Genomic DNA, 16,408 nt, shown 5'->3' with positions numbered 1-16,408 from the left:
AGCGGCCCCACCCCGGCCCGCTACCATGCCCGCCCGATGAACACCGGCTCTTTTTCTTCCTCGTCCCCCGCCCCTGACAGCGCTCAACAGGTGTTGCAGGAGGTGTTTGGCTACAGCGCGTTTCGGGGCGCGCAACAGGCCATCGTCGGCCACGTCTGCGGCGGGGGGGATGCGTTGGTGCTCATGCCCACGGGCGGCGGCAAAAGCTTGTGTTACCAAATTCCTGCCATCGTGAGGCACCGGGCAGGGCAAGGGGTGACGGTGGTGGTCAGCCCGCTGATTGCGCTCATGCACGACCAAGTGGGCGCGTTGGACGAAGCCGGCGTGCCAGCGGCCTACCTCAACAGCTCGCTGGATTTGAGCGGCGTGCAACACGTCGAGCGCGAGTTGATGAGTGGGCGTCTGGTGTTGTTGTACGCCGCGCCCGAGCGCCTGACCCAGCCGCGTTTCTTAGAGCTGCTCGACCGCTTGCATGAACGTGGACGCTTGAGCCTGTTTGCCATCGACGAAGCACACTGCGTCAGCCAATGGGGCCACGATTTCCGCGAGGACTACCTGCAACTGAGCGTGCTGGCCGAGCGGTTTGCCGGGGTGCCGCGCATCGCGCTCACCGCCACGGCGGACGACCACACTCGGGCGGACATCATCGAGCGGCTGAGTTTGGCGTCGGCGCGTTGTTTCATCAGCAGTTTTGACCGGCCCAACATCCGTTACACCCTGGTCGAGCGGGACAACGCCCGGGCCCAATTGCTGCGGTTTTTGCGCGATGAGCACGAGGGCGAAGCGGGCATCGTGTACTGCCAAAGCCGCAAGAAGGTGGAAGACACGGCGGAATGGCTGCAAGGCGAAGGCATCGCGGCGCTGCCGTACCACGCGGGTTTGAGTACCGAGCTGCGGCGCCGGAACCAAGACCGGTTTTTGCGGGAAGACGGGCTGATCATGGTGGCCACGATTGCCTTTGGCATGGGCATCGACAAGCCGGATGTGCGGTTTGTGGCTCACTTGGATTTGCCCAAGAACATCGAGGGCTACTACCAAGAGACGGGCCGTGCGGGCCGCGATGGGGAACCGGCGGAGGCGTGGCTAACCTACGGTCTGTCCGACGTGGTGAACCAGCGGCGCATGATCGACGAGAGTCCAGCGGATGACACCTTCAAGCGCCTGCAACGTGCCAAGCTGGATGCGCTTCTGGCGTTGGCGGAAAGTTTGGATTGCCGGCGCCAGCGCCTGCTGGCTTATTTTGGTGAAGACAGCGCCCCGTGCGGCAACTGCGACAACTGCCTGCACCCGCCCGCCCGCTGGGATGCGACGGACGCGGCGCGCAAGCTGTTGAGCTGCATTTACCGCTGCCAGCAGCATTCGGGGTTTGGGTTTGGGGCGGGGCACATCATTGATGTGCTGCGGGGCAAGCTGACGGACAAGGTGCAACAGCGCCGCCATGAACGGCTGTCCACTTTTGGCATCGGGCATGATTTGAGCGAAGCGCAATGGCGCAGTGTGTTGCGCCAGTTGCTGGCGCTGGGACATGTGCAGGCGGAGGGCGATTTCAACGTCCTGAGCCTGAGCGACAGTGCCCGGGCGGTGCTGCGGGGTGAGGTGCCGGTGGTGTTGCGCCAAGCGCGTGAGGCGGGATCGCGCCAGCGCACGCGGGCCGCCAGGACGGCGCGTTTGGGCGACGTGTCCGGCGCCCCGCGCTTGCCGGCTTCGGCGGCCACATTGGATGCGGCGGGCCAAGCGCGGTATGCAGCGTTGCGGGCTTGGCGGGGTGAGGTGGCGCGGGAGCACAACCTACCGGCCTACGTGGTGTTCCACGATGCCACTTTGGCGCAAATGGCCCAGAGTCACCCGAAGAGTTTGGCCGAACTGGCCCACATCAGCGGAGTGGGGTCGAAGAAGTTGGCGGCGTATGGGGAGGAGATTTTGCGGGTGCTGGCTCAGTCGGTGGACTGAGGAGAATCCCCCTGCCCCTTTTCCCAAAGGAGATGGGGGGATTAAAAAGCCAGGGAAACCAGTCAGACGGATACCGGTATCGGCTCTCGATCGAGCAGGGTCTTAATCCCTTCAAAGCCAGGGAAGCCAGTCAGACATGTGATTGCCCCGGTGCTGCGCGATCTGAAGTCTTAATCCCTTCAAAGCCAGGGAAGCCAGTCAGACACTGAGAGCTATCGCGCCTACTACGGCGTGATGTCTTAATCCCTTCAAAGCCAGGGAAGCCAGTCAGACGACATCTCAGAAACGAGAAATGAGCTGGAGTGTCTTAATCCCTTCAAAGCCAGGGAAGCCAGTCAGACTCCGACGTGGCCGCAGCGGCCACTTTCACCGGGTCTTAATCCCTTCAAAGCCAGGGAAGCCAGTCAGACGACAACATGCTGGCTGTCGCAAGCGTTGGGCAGTCTTAATCCCTTCAAAGCCAGGGAAGCCAGTCAGACCAAGATTCTGGTGGTTACGCGCCATCCGGGCGGTCTTAATCCCTTCAAAGCCAGGGAAGCCAGTCAGACGTTTAGCACATTTGACATTATTGCTGGCAATAATGTCTTAATCCCTTCAAAGCCAGGGAAGCCAGTCAGACGACCACTGCGATTGAGCCGCCGCCGGAATTCGTGTCTTAATCCCTTCAAAGCCAGGGAAGCCAGTCAGACACACTGGCTCGCGCACCAAACACGATACTTTGTCTTAATCCCTTCAAAGCCAGGGAAGCCAGTCAGACTCGTTAGCACCAGCGGTGATTTCATTACTATTGTCTTAATCCCTTCAAAGCCAGGGAAGCCAGTCAGACATGACGACGCTGAAAAACTTTCCGGCATAATGTCTTAATCCCTTCAAAGCCAGGGAAGCCAGTCAGACCCGTGGGGGTCGTCGGCTACATCGTATGGGATGTCTTAATCCCTTCAAAGCCAGGGAAGCCAGTCAGACTGCCAGCGCCAGCATGAGAGCTGCAATCGATGTCTTAATCCCTTCAAAGCCAGGGAAGCCAGTCAGACTGCTAACCGCTTTGTTACAGTTTCAGCACGGCGTCTTAATCCCTTCAAAGCCAGGGAAGCCAGTCAGACGTTGAAACGCAGTTGAGAGCAGCTGAGGCTGTCTTAATCCCTTCAAAGCCAGGGAAGCCAGTCAGACGGCTGGAGTGGAGCTCCCATAGAAAACTCCTACGTCTTAATCCCTTCAAAGCCAGGGAAGCCAGTCAGACATTTCCCCACCCCAAGGCGTGAAAACACAAATGTCTTAATCCCTTCAAAGCCAGGGAAGCCAGTCAGACAGCCAAGAAGGCCAAGTCCGAGAGCGGATTTCGTCTTAATCCCTTCAAAGCCAGGGAAGCCAGTCAGACAAATAATAGATTGCGCTAGTAGTCAGAGGGAAGTCTTAATCCCTTCAAAGCCAGGGAAGCCAGTCAGACACTTCGTTCGAAAAACCCTTTGTGTGACAAGCACTTACAACGGGGGTTGACAAAAAATTTTCCGAACATCGAGCTGACTGCTAAAGCATCTCTCATGCCAACGTTTGACTGGCAGCAGCCAGTGTAACCCACTTCAGCGACCCACCCTCACACACGCCGCACACCAAGCGCCATTCTGCACGCTTCATCGCCACACCGTCCCCCCTCACCCCTCAGTATGCATTGGCCGGCGTCCGGTACGGCAGCGCCAACGCCCCCGCGCCCACCTCCGGCAAAGACAAATCAAATGACCCCACCGGCTGCCCAAAACAATGCGGCTCCGGTAAACCCAGCCCCATGTCCTCAAAAGTCCCCGCCACCAACGCCATCTGCGCAGGATTCACATCAAACCAATCCCGCCCCAGCATCAGCGGGTTGTGCTCCGTGAAAATCGCCCGGTGCAACGCCAGCGCCTCAGCAAAACAACCAAACACCGTCCGCGCCGGCAACCGCAGCTTGCGGTAACTCAACGGCCCCAGCAAATAACTCAGCTTGGCCGCGTGCCCATTGCCCGCGTCTTGACGCACCACCCAACGCTGGCATGCCGCCAAACAGCGTTCATCCAAATTGGCCGGCTCCGCCACATCCACCACCAACAATTTTCGATCCGGCTGGCGCAACAATGACACATCCGCTGGCGTCAATTTGGCATCGGTCGAATGCGTGCAGGTGACCACCACATCAAAAAACCCCGCGTTCTCCAAACTCAAACTGACCGGCGTGCCCGTCTCCGCACTGAACGCCTCCAGCAAACGCCAGTTGGTGCCATAACCCACCACGTCACACCCCTGGCCCATCAAGTGCTGCGACACCGCCCGCCCCAGATGCCCATACGCCCCCACCACAAACACCCGGGCGCGTGATTTGTCCAACCCCGCCCGGGCCATCGCCCGCTCGACGTCTTGGCAGAGCAAATGGGCCGTGCCGTTGTCCCCGATGGTGAACACCATGTCCGGAAAACGGGCCTTCAACTCGGCCCCATCGTGCCCAAACAGCCGCTTGGTGGCCGCCGCCAGCAACACCACCCGGGCCCCCTCGCCATGCGCCCACGCCACCGCATCCATGAACACCGCCTTGGCACGCTTGCGCCCCGCACGGGTCAAAATTTCCTCCGCCGTGACATTGATGCCCCGCACCTCACCCGTCACACCGCCCAAGTGCATGCGCGGGCCGCTGGCGTGTTGGTGCAAATCGGCCTTGGCATGAAAGAACCGCCGACGCTCGGCCTCGTCACGCAGGTTGGTGATGAAGGCCACGTCCAGGTGCGGTCGGTCGGTCAGGACGCGCCAGGCCCGACGCACATCCGTCATCGTCAGCAGCAGGCGCCAAGCATCGGCCATCATGGGTCGTCTCCAAGAACACGGGCAATGCCGCTCACGATAGGCACGCCTCGCCCCCCCGCCCATACGGGATCGACCGTAATCAGCTCAACCGCTGGCCCGGTGGAATCCACACCGCAAAACAACTCCCCCGCCCCACCGCGAACGGATGCGCAACACCCACCCCGCCTGCTCGCACAAACTGCGCACGATGAACAACCCCAGGCCAAACCCCTCCGCCGCCCCAGTACGCCCTTGTTCAAATGGACGCAGCAAGGTTTCCACCTGAGCGGCGGCCAGGCCGGGGCCGGTGTCCAACACTTGCAGCTCCACCCCACCGTCCCGGCGGCGAACCCCCAGCACCACCCGCCCGCCCGGCGTGTAGCGCAGTGCATTGCTCAGCAAATTGCGCAGCACCCGCCCCAGGATGAGCGGCGACACCAAAATCTCCACTTGGCTGTCCACATACCGCAGCACCACGCCCTTGGCCTGCGCCGCTGCCCGGTGTTCGAGCACCAGCTCGGCCAGCACATCCCCCACCATCACCGACTGGCTGTGAACCCGATGCTCACGCCGCTCCCGCTCCACCAGATCGCGCAGCAATGCTTGCGTGTGATCCAACACCCGCTCCAGATGCTGGGACACCGGCGCACTCCCCTCCGTTTGGCGCAACACCTGCGCCACCATGCGCAGGGACGCGAGGGGCTGAGCGATGTCGTGACCCGCACTGGCCAGTTGCAGGCTTTTTTGCTCGGCGCGGGCCTGGGCGGCCAGCCGGTCGGCCTCGGCTTGCACCAGGGCTTGCGCGTCGGCCAAACGCCGCTGTCGCTGCTCGGCCTGCTGGGCTTGGAACAGCCGAACTTGATCCACCAAAGCCGCCGCAAAAAAGCCGATTTCCAGCAAGGCACCGATCTTGGGGTAGAGGAAAAAATCCACCTGCGGCAACGGGTTGTGGCCGATGATGCCCAAGAAAAACAGCCCAAAACTGAACACCGCCAACGCGCCCAAACCCAGCACATACAAGCGCGTGCCCGGCAACCGCTCGCGCAACGCCACCGCCGCCGTGCCCAAGGCCAAGGGTGCATACACCCCCGCCAGCAGCACGCTGCCAGCCACCAGACGCTCCACCCCACCCCACGGCACCAAGTTGAGCGCCGCCAGCACCAACACCCCCCGGTGCGCCATGCACAGCCGCCGGTGCCGCTCACGCAACCGGAACAGCCCGGCGGCAAACAAGGCGTGGCACACGATCACCCACGTCGCCAACACGGCTGGGGCGCACTGGTTCCACTCGGGCGCATCGGGCCAAAACAGCGCGAACGCCTGCCCGCCGATTTGCAGCAACAGCAACAACTGCGCCATCACCAGCCCGGCATACGCCAAATACGCCGATTGACGCGCCACGCGGTGGTAAACCACCACCACCCCCAGCAGTGCGAACAGCCCGCCCACCATCACCCCGCTGAGCAAATCGGCCCGCAAGCGCTCGGTCTGGAAAGCGCTGGACGACAACAGCCGCGCCTGCAACCGCCCGCCCAAGTGCAGGTGATAACGCAGCTCCAGCACCTGCGGCCCCGGCAAGATCACCACGGGCAGCCCGAGCTGGGCCTCGGGCGCCGGGCGTTGTGCAAACGGGGAACGGTGGTTCAGATCGAGCAGCGGCTCGGCGGTGCCGTCGGCGCGCAGGCGGCTCACTTGGATGACCCGTGCGTCGGGTACGCCCAAGCTCAACACCCGCTCCAGGGGAGCCGCAATGCGGGCATCCAAATGGATGCGCTCGTGCCGCCATTGCTGGGGATCGTCCGGCGCCAGCAGCCCGGCCCACGACCATGTCGGCGCATACAGCGTGGCTTGGCAGTGCTGCAAAGACAGCACCTGAGGCGTGGCCGTCACAATGCAGGGCGACGGCTGGGCGGCCTCCGATGGGTTCCGTTCGCCCCACAGCAGCCCCAGCAGCCCCCCCAACACCAGCGCCAGCACGACGCAGCGCCATGCGTGGCCTGACGCCAACGCCCGCCCGATCCACGGACGCCCACCCTCTCTTGTCATGACCATGGTGACTCCTTCTGCTTCCCCCCACCGCATCCGCGTGGTGCTGGCCGATGACCACGCGATTTTTCGGGACGGCTTGAAACTGCTCCTGGCCCTGGAACCCGATTTCGACGTGGTGGCCGACACCAGCCACCTCGACCCGGTCAAAGAGCTGGTGCGCGAACACAACGCCCACCTTCTACTGATCGATTACCACATGCCCGGCGGCGACAGCTCGGCACTGATCGGCTGGCTCAAGGCGCGCCATCCTGAGCTGAAGGTGGTGGCGTTGACGGGGTCACGCTCGGGCGTGATCCTGCAACAACTGATCGACGTTCAAGCGGACGCGGTGTTGCTCAAAGACGAAAGCGGCGCCGAATTGATCGCCCATTTGCGGGCGGTGCTGGCGGGACGCCGCATCATCCCCGCCGAAGTACGCTCTTTGGTCAGCGACACCGACATGCCCTTGACGCGCCGCGAACTGCAAATCACCAAACTGATTTGCGACGGTCTGAGCAACACCGTGATCGCCGACACCCTGGCCCTGTCCCCCAAAACGGTGGACAAGCACCGGGAAAACATTTTGCGCAAGCTGGAGGTGTGCAACGTTGCCCAGTTGGTTCACAAAGTTCACACAGCGGGCTGGCTGAACGGCTGACCTTCAGCGCGGATACGCACTCCCCAACACCCGCAGACCACGAGCCCCCGTCACTTCAGGCCGGTTGCCCGCTTGGCGTTCGCCCCACGCCCACGCCAACCACGCAAACGCCGCCGCCTCGACTTGCATCGGCGGCAGGCCCGCTTCAGCGCTGCTGCGCACCCGCACCGCTGGCAATGCGGCTGCCAACCGCCGCATCAAATGCGTGTTGAGCGCCCCGCCGCCACACACCAGCAGCTCAGGCGCATCGGGGGCGTGTGCGTGCAGCGCCTGTGCAGCCGCTTGCACGGTGAATTCGGCCAGCGTGGCCTGCACATCCACCGCCGCCACGGCGGCATGGGGCGCCAATCGCTGGGCCAACCAAGCGGCATTGAACAAATCCCGCCCGGTGCTTTTGGGCGGCGGCGCGGCCAAAAAGGGCTCGGCCAGCAATTCGGCCAGCAAGGTGGCGTTCACCCTGCCGCTGGCGGCCCAGGCGCCGTCGGCGTCATAAGGTGAGCCGCGATGGTGGGCGATCCAACCATCCAGCAACGCATTGCCGGGGCCGCAATCGAAACCCCGCACCGGGCCGGTGGGCTGGCCGGTGGCATCCAACGGCGGCAACAGCGTCAGGTTGCCGATGCCGCCCCAGTTCAACACCGCCCGCGCCTGCCCCAGCACGCCAAACACTTGGGCATGAAACGCCGGCACCAGCGGCGCGCCTTGGCCACCGGCAGCCACGTCGCGGGAGCGAAAATCGCACACCACGTCGATGCCGCAGCGCTCGGCCAGCAGCGCACCTTGGTTGAGTTGCAGCGTGTAGCCAGTGCCGTCGAACTCGCCGGGGCGGTGGCGCACGGTTTGCCCGTGTGAACCGATGGCGCGCACTTGCGCCGCCGTCACACCCGCGCTGTCCAGCAACTCGGCGACCACTTCGGCTTGCACCAACGCCAGCGCATTGGCAGCCAGGGCGGCGCGGTGTAACTCGTTGTCGCCGGGGGTGTTGAGGGCCAGCAGTTCGGCACGCAGCGCCAGCGGCATGGGGCGATGGGCGTAGGCGCACACGCGCAGCGCGGGCAACTCGGCCAGCACGCCGTCCACACCGTCCAGCGAGGTGCCGGACATCAGGCCGATGAACAGTTCGGAATCAGGGGTCATGACGGGGTCGGCTCGTAGAATCGGCGGCTATTTTTGACGCTTTCTCCGGCCTTGCCGCCGCTTGCCGCACCATGTCCGACGCTGCCCTGCCGACCGCCTCCACCTCCCCCGAAACCGCCGCCCCCATGAGCGATGCCGTGCGCGAGGCGCTGGCCGTGTCCCTGCGCGGCTGCGCTGAGCTGCTGCCGCAGTCGGACTGGGTGAAAAAACTGCAACGCTCGGAGGCCACCGGCCAGCCGCTGCGCATCAAACTCGGCCTCGACCCGACGGCACCGGACATCCACCTCGGCCACACCGTGGTGCTGAACAAGATGCGCCAGCTCCAAGACTTGGGCCACCGCGTCATCTTTTTGATTGGCGATTTCACCTCGCTGATCGGCGACCCGTCCGGCCGCAACAGCACGCGCCCGCCGCTCACCAAAGAGCAGATCGAAGCCAACGCGCAAACCTATTACAAACAAGCCAGTTTGGTGCTCGACCCGGAGAAAACCGAGATTCGCTACAACTCCGAGTGGTGCGATCCGCTGGGCGCACGCGGCATGATCCAACTCGCCGCCAAGTACACCCTGGCCCGCCTGCTGGAGCGCGACGATTTCACCAAGCGCTTCCAATCCAACGCCCCGATTTCGATGCACGAGCTGCTCTACCCGCTGATGCAGGGCTATGACTCAGTGGCCTTGAAGAGCGACCTGGAATTGGGCGGCACGGATCAAAAATTCAACCTGCTGGTGGGCCGCGCCCTGCAAGCCGAATACGGCCAAGAAGCGCAGTGCGTGCTGACCATGCCGCTGCTGGAAGGGCTGGATGGCATCGAAAAGATGTCCAAATCCAAAAACAACTATGTGGGCATCACCGAAGCGCCTAACAGCATGTTCGCCAAGATCCTGTCGATCAGCGATGAGCAGATGTGGAAGTGGTTCACGTTGTTGAGCTTCCGCAGCGAACGCGAGATCGAGGCCCTGAAGGCCGAAGTGACCGGCGGGCGCAACCCGAAGGATGCCAAGGTGCTGCTGGCCAAGGAGATCACCGCGCGCTTCCACAACGCCGCTGCCGCCGATGCCGCCGAAGCCGACTTCAACAACCGCGCCAAGGGCGGCATCCCCGATGACATCCCCGAAGTGAGCCTGAGCGGCGCGCCGATGGCCATTGGGGCGCTGCTCAAAGCCGCCAACCTCGTGCCCAGCACCAGCGAAGGGCTGCGCATGGTGGAACAAGGCGGCGTGCGCTTGGATGGCACGGTGCTGTCCGACCGAGGGCTGAAGATCAACGCCGGCACCTTTGTGCTGCAAGTGGGCAAGCGCAAGTTCGCCCGCGTCACCCTGGCTTGAGGCGGTGCCCGTCATGCAACAACGCACCCTCACCCGGCTGATGTTGGCCCTGACCGTGCTGGTGTTGAGCGGCATGCTCCTTTGGGGCTGGCAGGCCATTACCGACACCCAGCAACGCAGCGCCGCTCGCATCGCGGCGGCGCCCAAGCCGGTGGCCCGCCCAGCGGAAGCGGCATCGGGGCCGGATCTGGCCGCCTCGGCAGCCCAAGAGCCGGGCGCCGTGGTATTGCCCAGCGGCTTGGTGTTCACCGTGCTCAAAGAAGGCACTGGCCGCACGCCACGCGCCACCGACAGCGTCAAGGTGCATTACCGAGGCACGCTGGCCGATGGCACCGAGTTCGACAGCTCACACCGCCGAGGCCAACCGGCTGAATTCCCGCTCGATCGGGTGATCCCGTGCTGGACGGAAGGCTTGCAGCGCCTCCAAGCCGGGGGCAAAGCACGCCTGACCTGTCCGCCGGCCATCGCTTACGGTGAACAAGGCGCAGGCGGTGTGATTCCGCCCAATGCCACGCTGCAATTCGAAGTCGAGCTGCTCAGTGTGATCTTCTGAGCCTTCAGGTAGGCGCCATGGTGGATCGGGACAATCTTCCCCATGCAAGTTGCCAGTTATCTGAAACTCTCGGTGGCCGTTGCGATGGCCACCATCGCCCTGAAAACGGGCGCCTGGTGGCTCACCGGATCGGTGAGCCTGTTGTCCGACGCGATGGAATCGCTGGTCAACTTGGCCGGTGCCATGTTCGCCTTGGCCATGGTGACCATCGCCGCCCAACCGCCCGACGAAGATCACCCCTACGGCCACCACAAAGCCGAATACTTCTCCAGCGGCTTTGAGGGCGTGCTGATTTTGGTGGCCGCGCTGGCCATCATCGTCACCTCGGTGGATCGCTGGTTGCATCCGCAGCCATTGGAAGGGTTGAGCCTGGGGTTGGGGCTGTCGGTGTTGAGTTCGGCGCTCAACGGGGCGCTGGCCTGGGCCATGCTCAAAAAAGCCCGCGAACACCACTCGATGGCACTGGAAGCCGATGCCCGCCACCTCATCACCGATGTCTGGACGTCCGCCGGTGTGGTGATCGGGCTGATCGCCGTGCAGGGGACGGGCTGGTTTTGGCTCGATCCGCTGGTGGCCATCGCCGTGGCGCTCAACATCGTGCGCGAAGGGGTGGCGTTGGTGTGGCGCTCGGTGGATGGGCTGATGGATCGGGCGTTGGAGCCTGAACATCGCCAGGCCATCCATGCGGTTTTGACCCGTTTCGCTTCGGGCACACTGCGTTTTGATCATGTGGTCACCCGTCGCGCCGGCGCCCGACGCTACGCGGATTTGCACATGCACCTGCCGGGCACCTGTGCGCTTGCCGACGCGGAGCGCACCCGCAGCGCCGTTGAACTGGCGTTGATGCAGGCGGTGCCGGGCCTGTACGTCAGTTTGCAGATGTTGCCCATGGATGTGAAAACCCACGCCGAGGCCCTGACCCTCGGTTCACCCACAGAGGAAAACGCCGCATGATGGCTTTGATTCAGCGCGTCACCCACGCCCGTGTGGAAGTGGAGGATCGCGTGGCCGGGGCCATCGGCCCCGGGTTGCTGGTGCTGGTCTGCGCCCAACCCACCGACACCCCCGCCCACGCCGCCAAGCTGGTGGACAAACTGCTCAAGCTGCGCATCTTCAGCGACGACGCCGGCAAGATGAACCGCAGCGTGCAAAACCTGGACGGTGCAGGCACGCCGGGCGGTTTGCTCATCGTGTCGCAGTTCACTTTGGCGGCGGACACCTCCAGCGGCAACCGCCCCAGTTTCATCGGCGCCGCGCCTGCCGCACAAGGCCAGGCGCTGTATGAGGCCGTCTTGGCGCAGGCACGGGCCCGCCATCCGCTGGTGGCGGGCGGGGAATTTGGCGCCCACATGCGCGTGCATTTGCTGAACGACGGGCCGGTGACGATCCCCTTGCACATCGCCTGAGGGGGTCAGTCGGCGTACTGGCCGGCGGCGCGGATCACCGGGCCCCACTTGGCGATTTCAGCGGTCACAAATTTTTTATGTTCGGCCCCCTGAACGCGGGCATCGTTGACCACCATGGCGCCCAGGTTGCTTTCGCGCTGAAGGAACGCCCGATCTTTGAGCGCAATTTGCAAAGCGCTGTTGATTTTGTCCAACACCGGCTGGGGCGTGCCTTTGGGCGCGTACAAACCATGCCAGATGCTGACGTTGAAGCCTTTGAGCCCCGATTCGGCCAACGTCGGCAGCGAAGCCAGTTGCGGCGTGGACACCCGTTTCGCACTGGTGACCGCAAACGCCCGTACCTTGCCTGCCTCGATTTGCCCTGTGGTGTTGGTGGTTTGGTCGCACATGATGTCCACTTGGCCGCCGAGCAGGTCGGTCATGGCGGGGGCGGTGCCTTTGTAGGCCACCGTCATGAGGTCAACGCGCAGGTGCTGGCGCAGCAGCAGGCCGCACAGGTGCGACGCTGAACCCAGTCCGGCATTGGCCAAGTTGGCCCGCCCTTTGTTGGCGTTCAGCCACTGGGTCAACTCACCGTAGTTGCGGGCAGGCAAGCTGGCCCGGCCAATCAAGGTCATCGGCACCTCGTTGATCAGGCCCAGGTACTCAAAATCCTCCAACGGCTTGAAGGCCAGTTGCCGGTACAACGCCGGCGCCGTCGCCATGCCGATGTGGTGCAACAGCAGGGTGTGGCCATCGGGCGGTGCCTTGGCGACTTTGGTCGCGCCCAGCGTCCCCCCAGCACCGCTGACGTTTTCGATGATGATCGAGGCCCCCAGTGGCTGGCGCAGGGCCTCGGCCAGATCGCGGGCCACCCGGTCGGTGGGCCCGCCAGCGGTGAAGGGCACAACGAGGGTCACGGGTTTTTCAGGGTAGGCCGCCATGGCGAGCGACGTGCTGGCCCACAGCAGCGCAGCAGGCATCCAGGCGAAACAAAGGTTCATGCGACTTCTTTCGGGGTAGGAACACACAAAAAGGCAGGCGCGGCCAGCACCGGACAATGCGCACATCGCCTACCGTACACACCTACTTCGTTCGAGTTGTGACATGTTTCTGACCCCCATTGGCATCCCTTGCATCGCACCCGTTGACGCATCCCCGACCTTGGATCACCCGCGTGAAGGACGCCGTGAGGTCGGCTGCCCGGAGCGCCACACCTGGACGCTGTACGAATCGGCACCCGATGGGGTGAGTGTGGGTCTGTGGGAATGCGAACCGGGGCGCTGGCGCATTGAGTTCGGTGAACACCAGCACGAATACTTCACGGTACTGGCTGGCCGGGTGCGGTTGCACACCCCAGACGGCACCTGGGCCGAGTTCGGCCCCGGCCAAGCGGCGGTGATCCCGGCAGGATTCCGGGGATCGTTTGAAGTGCTGGAGCGGGTGCGCAAGCACTTCGTGGTCATCGGGCGCTGACCCTCAGGCCGCGTTCGTCACCCCAGCCGCGACGTGCCCCGCCGGAACGTGGGGCACCGCGTTTTCGATGTGGCCCATCTGGTCATCGAAGAAAAAATCGGGCTCAAATTCGCGCAGAAACGCGCCTTTGGGCAAACCGCCAAGGAACATGGCTTCATCGACCTCAACCTGCCAACTGCGCAAGGTGAGGATGGCACGCTCGTGCGCCGGTGCGGAGCGGGCTGTCACCAAAGCGGTGCGCACTTGCATGCCGGTGTGGCGGCCAAGCTGGCGCAGCCGACACAGCCCATCCAACAGCGGTTTGAAGGGCCCGGGGGTCAACGGCGTGCCCGCTTGGCGGGACTCGCTGCGCTGAAACGCGGCCAGCCCCTCGCGCTGAAACACCTGTTCGGCTTCATCGGAAAACAGCACAGCATCGCCGTCGAAGGCGATGCGCAGCTCGTGGGGATGGGCCTCGCTGGCCCGGGCTGAGGTGGGAAACACCCGCGCAGCCGGCACGCCGGCGGCCAGCGCGGCGCGCACGTCGGCGTCGTTGGCCGAGAGAAACAACTGCGCACCCAATGGCCGCAGATAGCGCCACGGGCTGGCCCCGCGTGTGAACACTCCGCGTTCGATGGACAACCCATGGTGCCGCGCCGAGCGAAACACCCGCAAGCCCGACACCGGATCATTGCGCGACACGATCACCACCTCAACCTGCGGCTCGACCGCGTTGCACGCCAGCAGCTTGCGCACCAGCGAAAACGCCACGCCCGGCGGCGCCGGCCCGTCCAGGCGATCCCACTGCAACGCCATGTAAGCGGCATCGTCCCCGGCCTCGAACACGCGGTTCTCTTCCTCGAAGTCGAACAACGCCCGCGAGGACATCGCCACCACCAACCGATCAGACAAACTCACCGCCATCGTTCCTCCGGATGTCAGGGCTCCCGGCCTCGTTCGCTGGCAACGAGGCTCGCAACTGGGCCAATTCCTCTCGCACCAAGCTCAGTTCGTGGTGCAAGGTGGCCATTTCACGGCGCATGTCGTGCAGGATTTCGCGCTCAATGATGCGCTCTTCGGTTTCCACCCAACTGGTGGCGATCGCTGCCGTCACCAAAGTGAGCACCCCCAAGCCGAGCAGCACCACAAACACCGAGAAAATTTTCGACGCGGGCGTGGTCGGCACCAAGTCGCCGTAACCCACGGTGGCCGCCGTGGTGAAGGCCAGCCACAGACCATCGGCCAGGGTGGGTGTTGTCGGCTCCAGCCACCAAAACCCCAGCCCGCACGCCCCCAGCACCAGCACCGCCACCAACAGCAAGTAGATCAAACCACCCCGGGTGATGAGGTACTGCATCGTCCAAACCATGCGCAGCAAGGACGCAAAGGACACCGCCAGGCGCACCCCCAAAGCCCAGGCCGAAGCGTGGCTGGTCGGCAGCACCGCAGAAGCCACCAATCCGGCGACCAACACAATGTCCGTCGGATTGCACAGCAGATGGCGCAACGGATGCCGGGTGTACCACCCGACGTGCAGCAATGATGCGCCCACCATCATGGCAGCGCACAAGTACGCTGCATCGGCGAGCATGGAGGGGGCGCTCAGCAACAGCTCGGCGTAAAACGCCGGCACGGTGCCCAGAAGCACCAACATGGTCGGCCAGCGCCAACCGCGCTCCACCCGTGCAGCGCGCAGGTTGTCACACGAGGCGGAGGACAAACCCCAACTGACCATCGCACCACGTGTCAGAGGATGTAGCGCGACAAGTCCTCGTTGTGCGCCAACTCACCCAGCTTGGCCGACACCGTGGCAGCGTCCAGCGTCACCGTTTGGCCGGCGAGTTTCGGGGCGTCGAAACTCACATCGTCCAGCAAACGCTCCATCACCGTGGCCAGGCGACGAGCGCCGATGTTTTCGGTGCGTTCGTTGACTTCAAATGCCACTTCGGCCAGGCGGCGCACGCCGTCGGGGGTGATGTCCAGCGTCACGCCTTCGGTGGCCAGCAGGGCTTGGTACTGGCGAATCAAGTTGGCATGGGTGGCCCCGAGGATGGCTTCGAAATCGTCCACACTCAGCGCCTGCAACTCGACGCGGATCGGGAAACGCCCCTGCAACTCCGGAATCAAATCGCTCGGCTTGGCCAGGTGAAACGCCCCGGACGCAACGAACAGGATGTGATCCGTCTTCACCATGCCGTGTTTGGTTTGCACCGTCGTGCCCTCGACCAAGGGCAGCAAATCGCGCTGCACCCCTTGGCGGGACACGTCTGCGCCCTGGGTGTTGCCGCGTGCCGCCACTTTGTCGATTTCGTCGATGAACACGATGCCGTTTTGCTCCGCGTTGTGCAGGGCGCGGGTTTTGATCTCGTCATCGTTGACCAGCTTGGCGGCTTCTTCGTCGGTCAGCAGCTTGAGGGCGTCTTTGATTTTGAGCTTGCGCGTGCTCTTTTTGCCGCTGCCCATTTGCGAGAACAAACCCTTGAGCTGCTCGGCCATGTCTTCCATGCCGGGCGGCGTCATGATGTCCACGCTGGCACGCGGCTCGGCGACTTCGATGTCAATCTCTTTGTCATCCAAGCTGCCTTCGCGCAGACGCTTGCGCAGCATTTGACGCGCAGCGTTGTCCGGCGCGGGGGCGGGCGCAGGGCTGGCCGCCCCGAAACCAAACGGGTTGGCCTCGGCCGCCGCGCCACGCGGCGGCGGCACCAAAGCATCCAGCACGCGCTCCTCGGCGGCATCTTCGGCCCGGACGCGGGCCCGCTTCAAGGCGGCCTCGCGCTCTTGCTTGACGGCGGTTTCGATCAGATCGCGGATGATGGTGTCCACATCCTTGCCGACGTAGCCCACTTCGGTGAACTTGGTGGCTTCGACCTTGATGAACGGCGCGTCGGCCAGCTTGGCCAGGCGGCGGGCGATCTCGGTTTTGCCCACGCCGGTCGGGCCGATCATGAGGATGTTTTTGGGCGTGATTTCGGCGCGCAGCTTGTCATCGACCTGTTGTCGGCGCCAGCGATTGCGCAGCGCGATGGCCACCGCCCGCTTGGCCGCTTGTTGGCCGACGATGTGGCGGTCGAGTTCCGAGACGATTTCCTGGGGCGTCATGCTCATG

The 16,408-nt window shown here is 63.8% G+C and carries 14 protein-coding genes and 1 CRISPR repeat array; of the genes, 7 read left to right on the top strand and 7 right to left on the bottom strand.

Translation table 11 applies throughout. From position 1 onward, the window contains the following. The first annotated feature begins 36 nt into the window (after positions 1–36). The gene (gene recQ, locus VITFI_RS07365) at positions 37–1,950 is read left to right on the top strand and encodes a DNA helicase RecQ (RefSeq protein ID WP_089416431.1); all 1,914 of its coding nucleotides are present in this window, start codon (positions 37–39) and stop codon (positions 1,948–1,950) included. 99 nt (positions 1,951–2,049) lie between these two features. After that, positions 2,050–3,394: a CRISPR direct-repeat array (repeat unit 37 nt; unit sequence GTCTTAATCCCTTCAAAGCCAGGGAAGCCAGTCAGAC). A 212-nt stretch (positions 3,395–3,606) separates the two neighbouring features. Here recQ and VITFI_RS07360 read toward each other — a convergent pair. Together VITFI_RS07360 and VITFI_RS07355 are read right to left on the bottom strand one after the other, a co-directional pair. Continuing rightward, positions 3,607–4,776, bottom strand: coding sequence for a hypothetical protein (locus VITFI_RS07360; RefSeq protein WP_157725595.1), 1,170 nt, complete (start codon positions 4,774–4,776; stop codon positions 3,607–3,609). A gap of 84 nt (positions 4,777–4,860) precedes the next feature. Then, a complete protein-coding gene (locus VITFI_RS07355) occupies positions 4,861–6,807 on the bottom strand; it encodes a sensor histidine kinase (RefSeq protein WP_198301667.1) in 1,947 nt (648 codons plus the stop codon). Between VITFI_RS07355 and VITFI_RS07350 the strand changes: the two genes are divergently transcribed. After that, positions 6,806–7,441: a LuxR C-terminal-related transcriptional regulator gene (locus VITFI_RS07350; RefSeq protein WP_198301666.1), complete on the top strand. Its 636-nt coding sequence runs from the start codon at positions 6,806–6,808 to the stop codon at positions 7,439–7,441. The genes VITFI_RS07355 and VITFI_RS07350 overlap by 2 nt on opposite strands. A gap of 3 nt (positions 7,442–7,444) precedes the next feature. Here the strand turns inward: VITFI_RS07350 and VITFI_RS07345 are convergent, their stop codons facing one another. After that, positions 7,445–8,578, bottom strand: a complete 1,134-nt coding sequence (locus tag VITFI_RS07345) for an anhydro-N-acetylmuramic acid kinase (protein ID WP_089416427.1) — start codon at positions 8,576–8,578, stop codon at positions 7,445–7,447. Positions 8,579–8,649: 71 nt separating this feature from the next. On the opposite strand from VITFI_RS07345, the gene tyrS reads away from it, so the two are divergent. Genes tyrS through dtd form a run of 4 tightly spaced genes read left to right on the top strand, consistent with a single transcriptional unit; the run spans position 8,650 to position 11,865 of the window. Continuing rightward, positions 8,650–9,906, top strand: a complete 1,257-nt coding sequence (gene tyrS, locus VITFI_RS07340; RefSeq protein ID WP_089416426.1) for a tyrosine--tRNA ligase — start codon at positions 8,650–8,652, stop codon at positions 9,904–9,906. A gap of 13 nt (positions 9,907–9,919) precedes the next feature. Beyond that, positions 9,920–10,459 (top strand): FKBP-type peptidyl-prolyl cis-trans isomerase, encoded by a 540-nt coding sequence (locus tag VITFI_RS07335; protein WP_232476685.1) that lies wholly within the window; start codon positions 9,920–9,922, stop codon positions 10,457–10,459. A gap of 42 nt (positions 10,460–10,501) precedes the next feature. After that, positions 10,502–11,413, top strand: coding sequence for a cation diffusion facilitator family transporter (locus tag VITFI_RS07330; protein WP_089416425.1), 912 nt, complete (start codon positions 10,502–10,504; stop codon positions 11,411–11,413). Further along, positions 11,410–11,865 carry a D-aminoacyl-tRNA deacylase gene (dtd, locus tag VITFI_RS07325; protein ID WP_089416424.1) on the top strand — a complete coding sequence of 152 codons (456 nt, stop codon included), beginning with the start codon at positions 11,410–11,412 and terminating at the stop codon, positions 11,863–11,865. The genes VITFI_RS07330 and dtd overlap by 4 nt, the downstream gene beginning before the upstream one ends. 5 nt (positions 11,866–11,870) lie before the next feature. On the opposite strand, the gene VITFI_RS07320 is transcribed toward dtd, so the two are convergent. Further along, positions 11,871–12,848: a tripartite tricarboxylate transporter substrate-binding protein gene (locus VITFI_RS07320; RefSeq protein ID WP_198301665.1), complete on the bottom strand. Its 978-nt coding sequence runs from the start codon at positions 12,846–12,848 to the stop codon at positions 11,871–11,873. Between the two features lie 103 nt (positions 12,849–12,951). On the opposite strand from VITFI_RS07320, the gene VITFI_RS07315 reads away from it, so the two are divergent. Continuing rightward, the gene (locus tag VITFI_RS07315) at positions 12,952–13,320 is read left to right on the top strand and encodes a cupin domain-containing protein (RefSeq protein WP_089416422.1); all 369 of its coding nucleotides are present in this window, start codon (positions 12,952–12,954) and stop codon (positions 13,318–13,320) included. A gap of 3 nt (positions 13,321–13,323) precedes the next feature. Here the strand turns inward: VITFI_RS07315 and VITFI_RS07310 are convergent, their stop codons facing one another. The 3 genes from VITFI_RS07310 to hslU are packed head-to-tail and all read right to left on the bottom strand — an operon-like array spanning position 13,324 to position 16,407. Beyond that, on the bottom strand, positions 13,324–14,223 hold the full coding sequence (locus VITFI_RS07310; RefSeq protein WP_089416421.1) for a 5'-nucleotidase: 900 nt from the start codon (positions 14,221–14,223) through the stop codon (positions 13,324–13,326). Beyond that, complete coding sequence (locus VITFI_RS18175) at positions 14,204–15,034, bottom strand: potassium channel family protein (protein WP_198301664.1); 831 nt, start codon at positions 15,032–15,034, stop codon at positions 14,204–14,206. Before VITFI_RS18175 ends, VITFI_RS07310 begins: the two co-directional genes overlap by 20 nt. An 11-nt stretch (positions 15,035–15,045) precedes the next feature. Further along, positions 15,046–16,407, bottom strand: a complete 1,362-nt coding sequence (gene hslU, locus VITFI_RS07300; protein WP_089416420.1) for an ATP-dependent protease ATPase subunit HslU — start codon at positions 16,405–16,407, stop codon at positions 15,046–15,048. Position 16,408 lies beyond the last annotated feature (1 nt).

This window comes from Vitreoscilla filiformis, assembly GCF_002222655.1.
GTDB lineage: Bacteria > Pseudomonadota > Gammaproteobacteria > Burkholderiales > Burkholderiaceae_C > Ideonella > Ideonella filiformis.
This window is presented reverse-complemented; position numbering and strand designations above follow the sequence as displayed.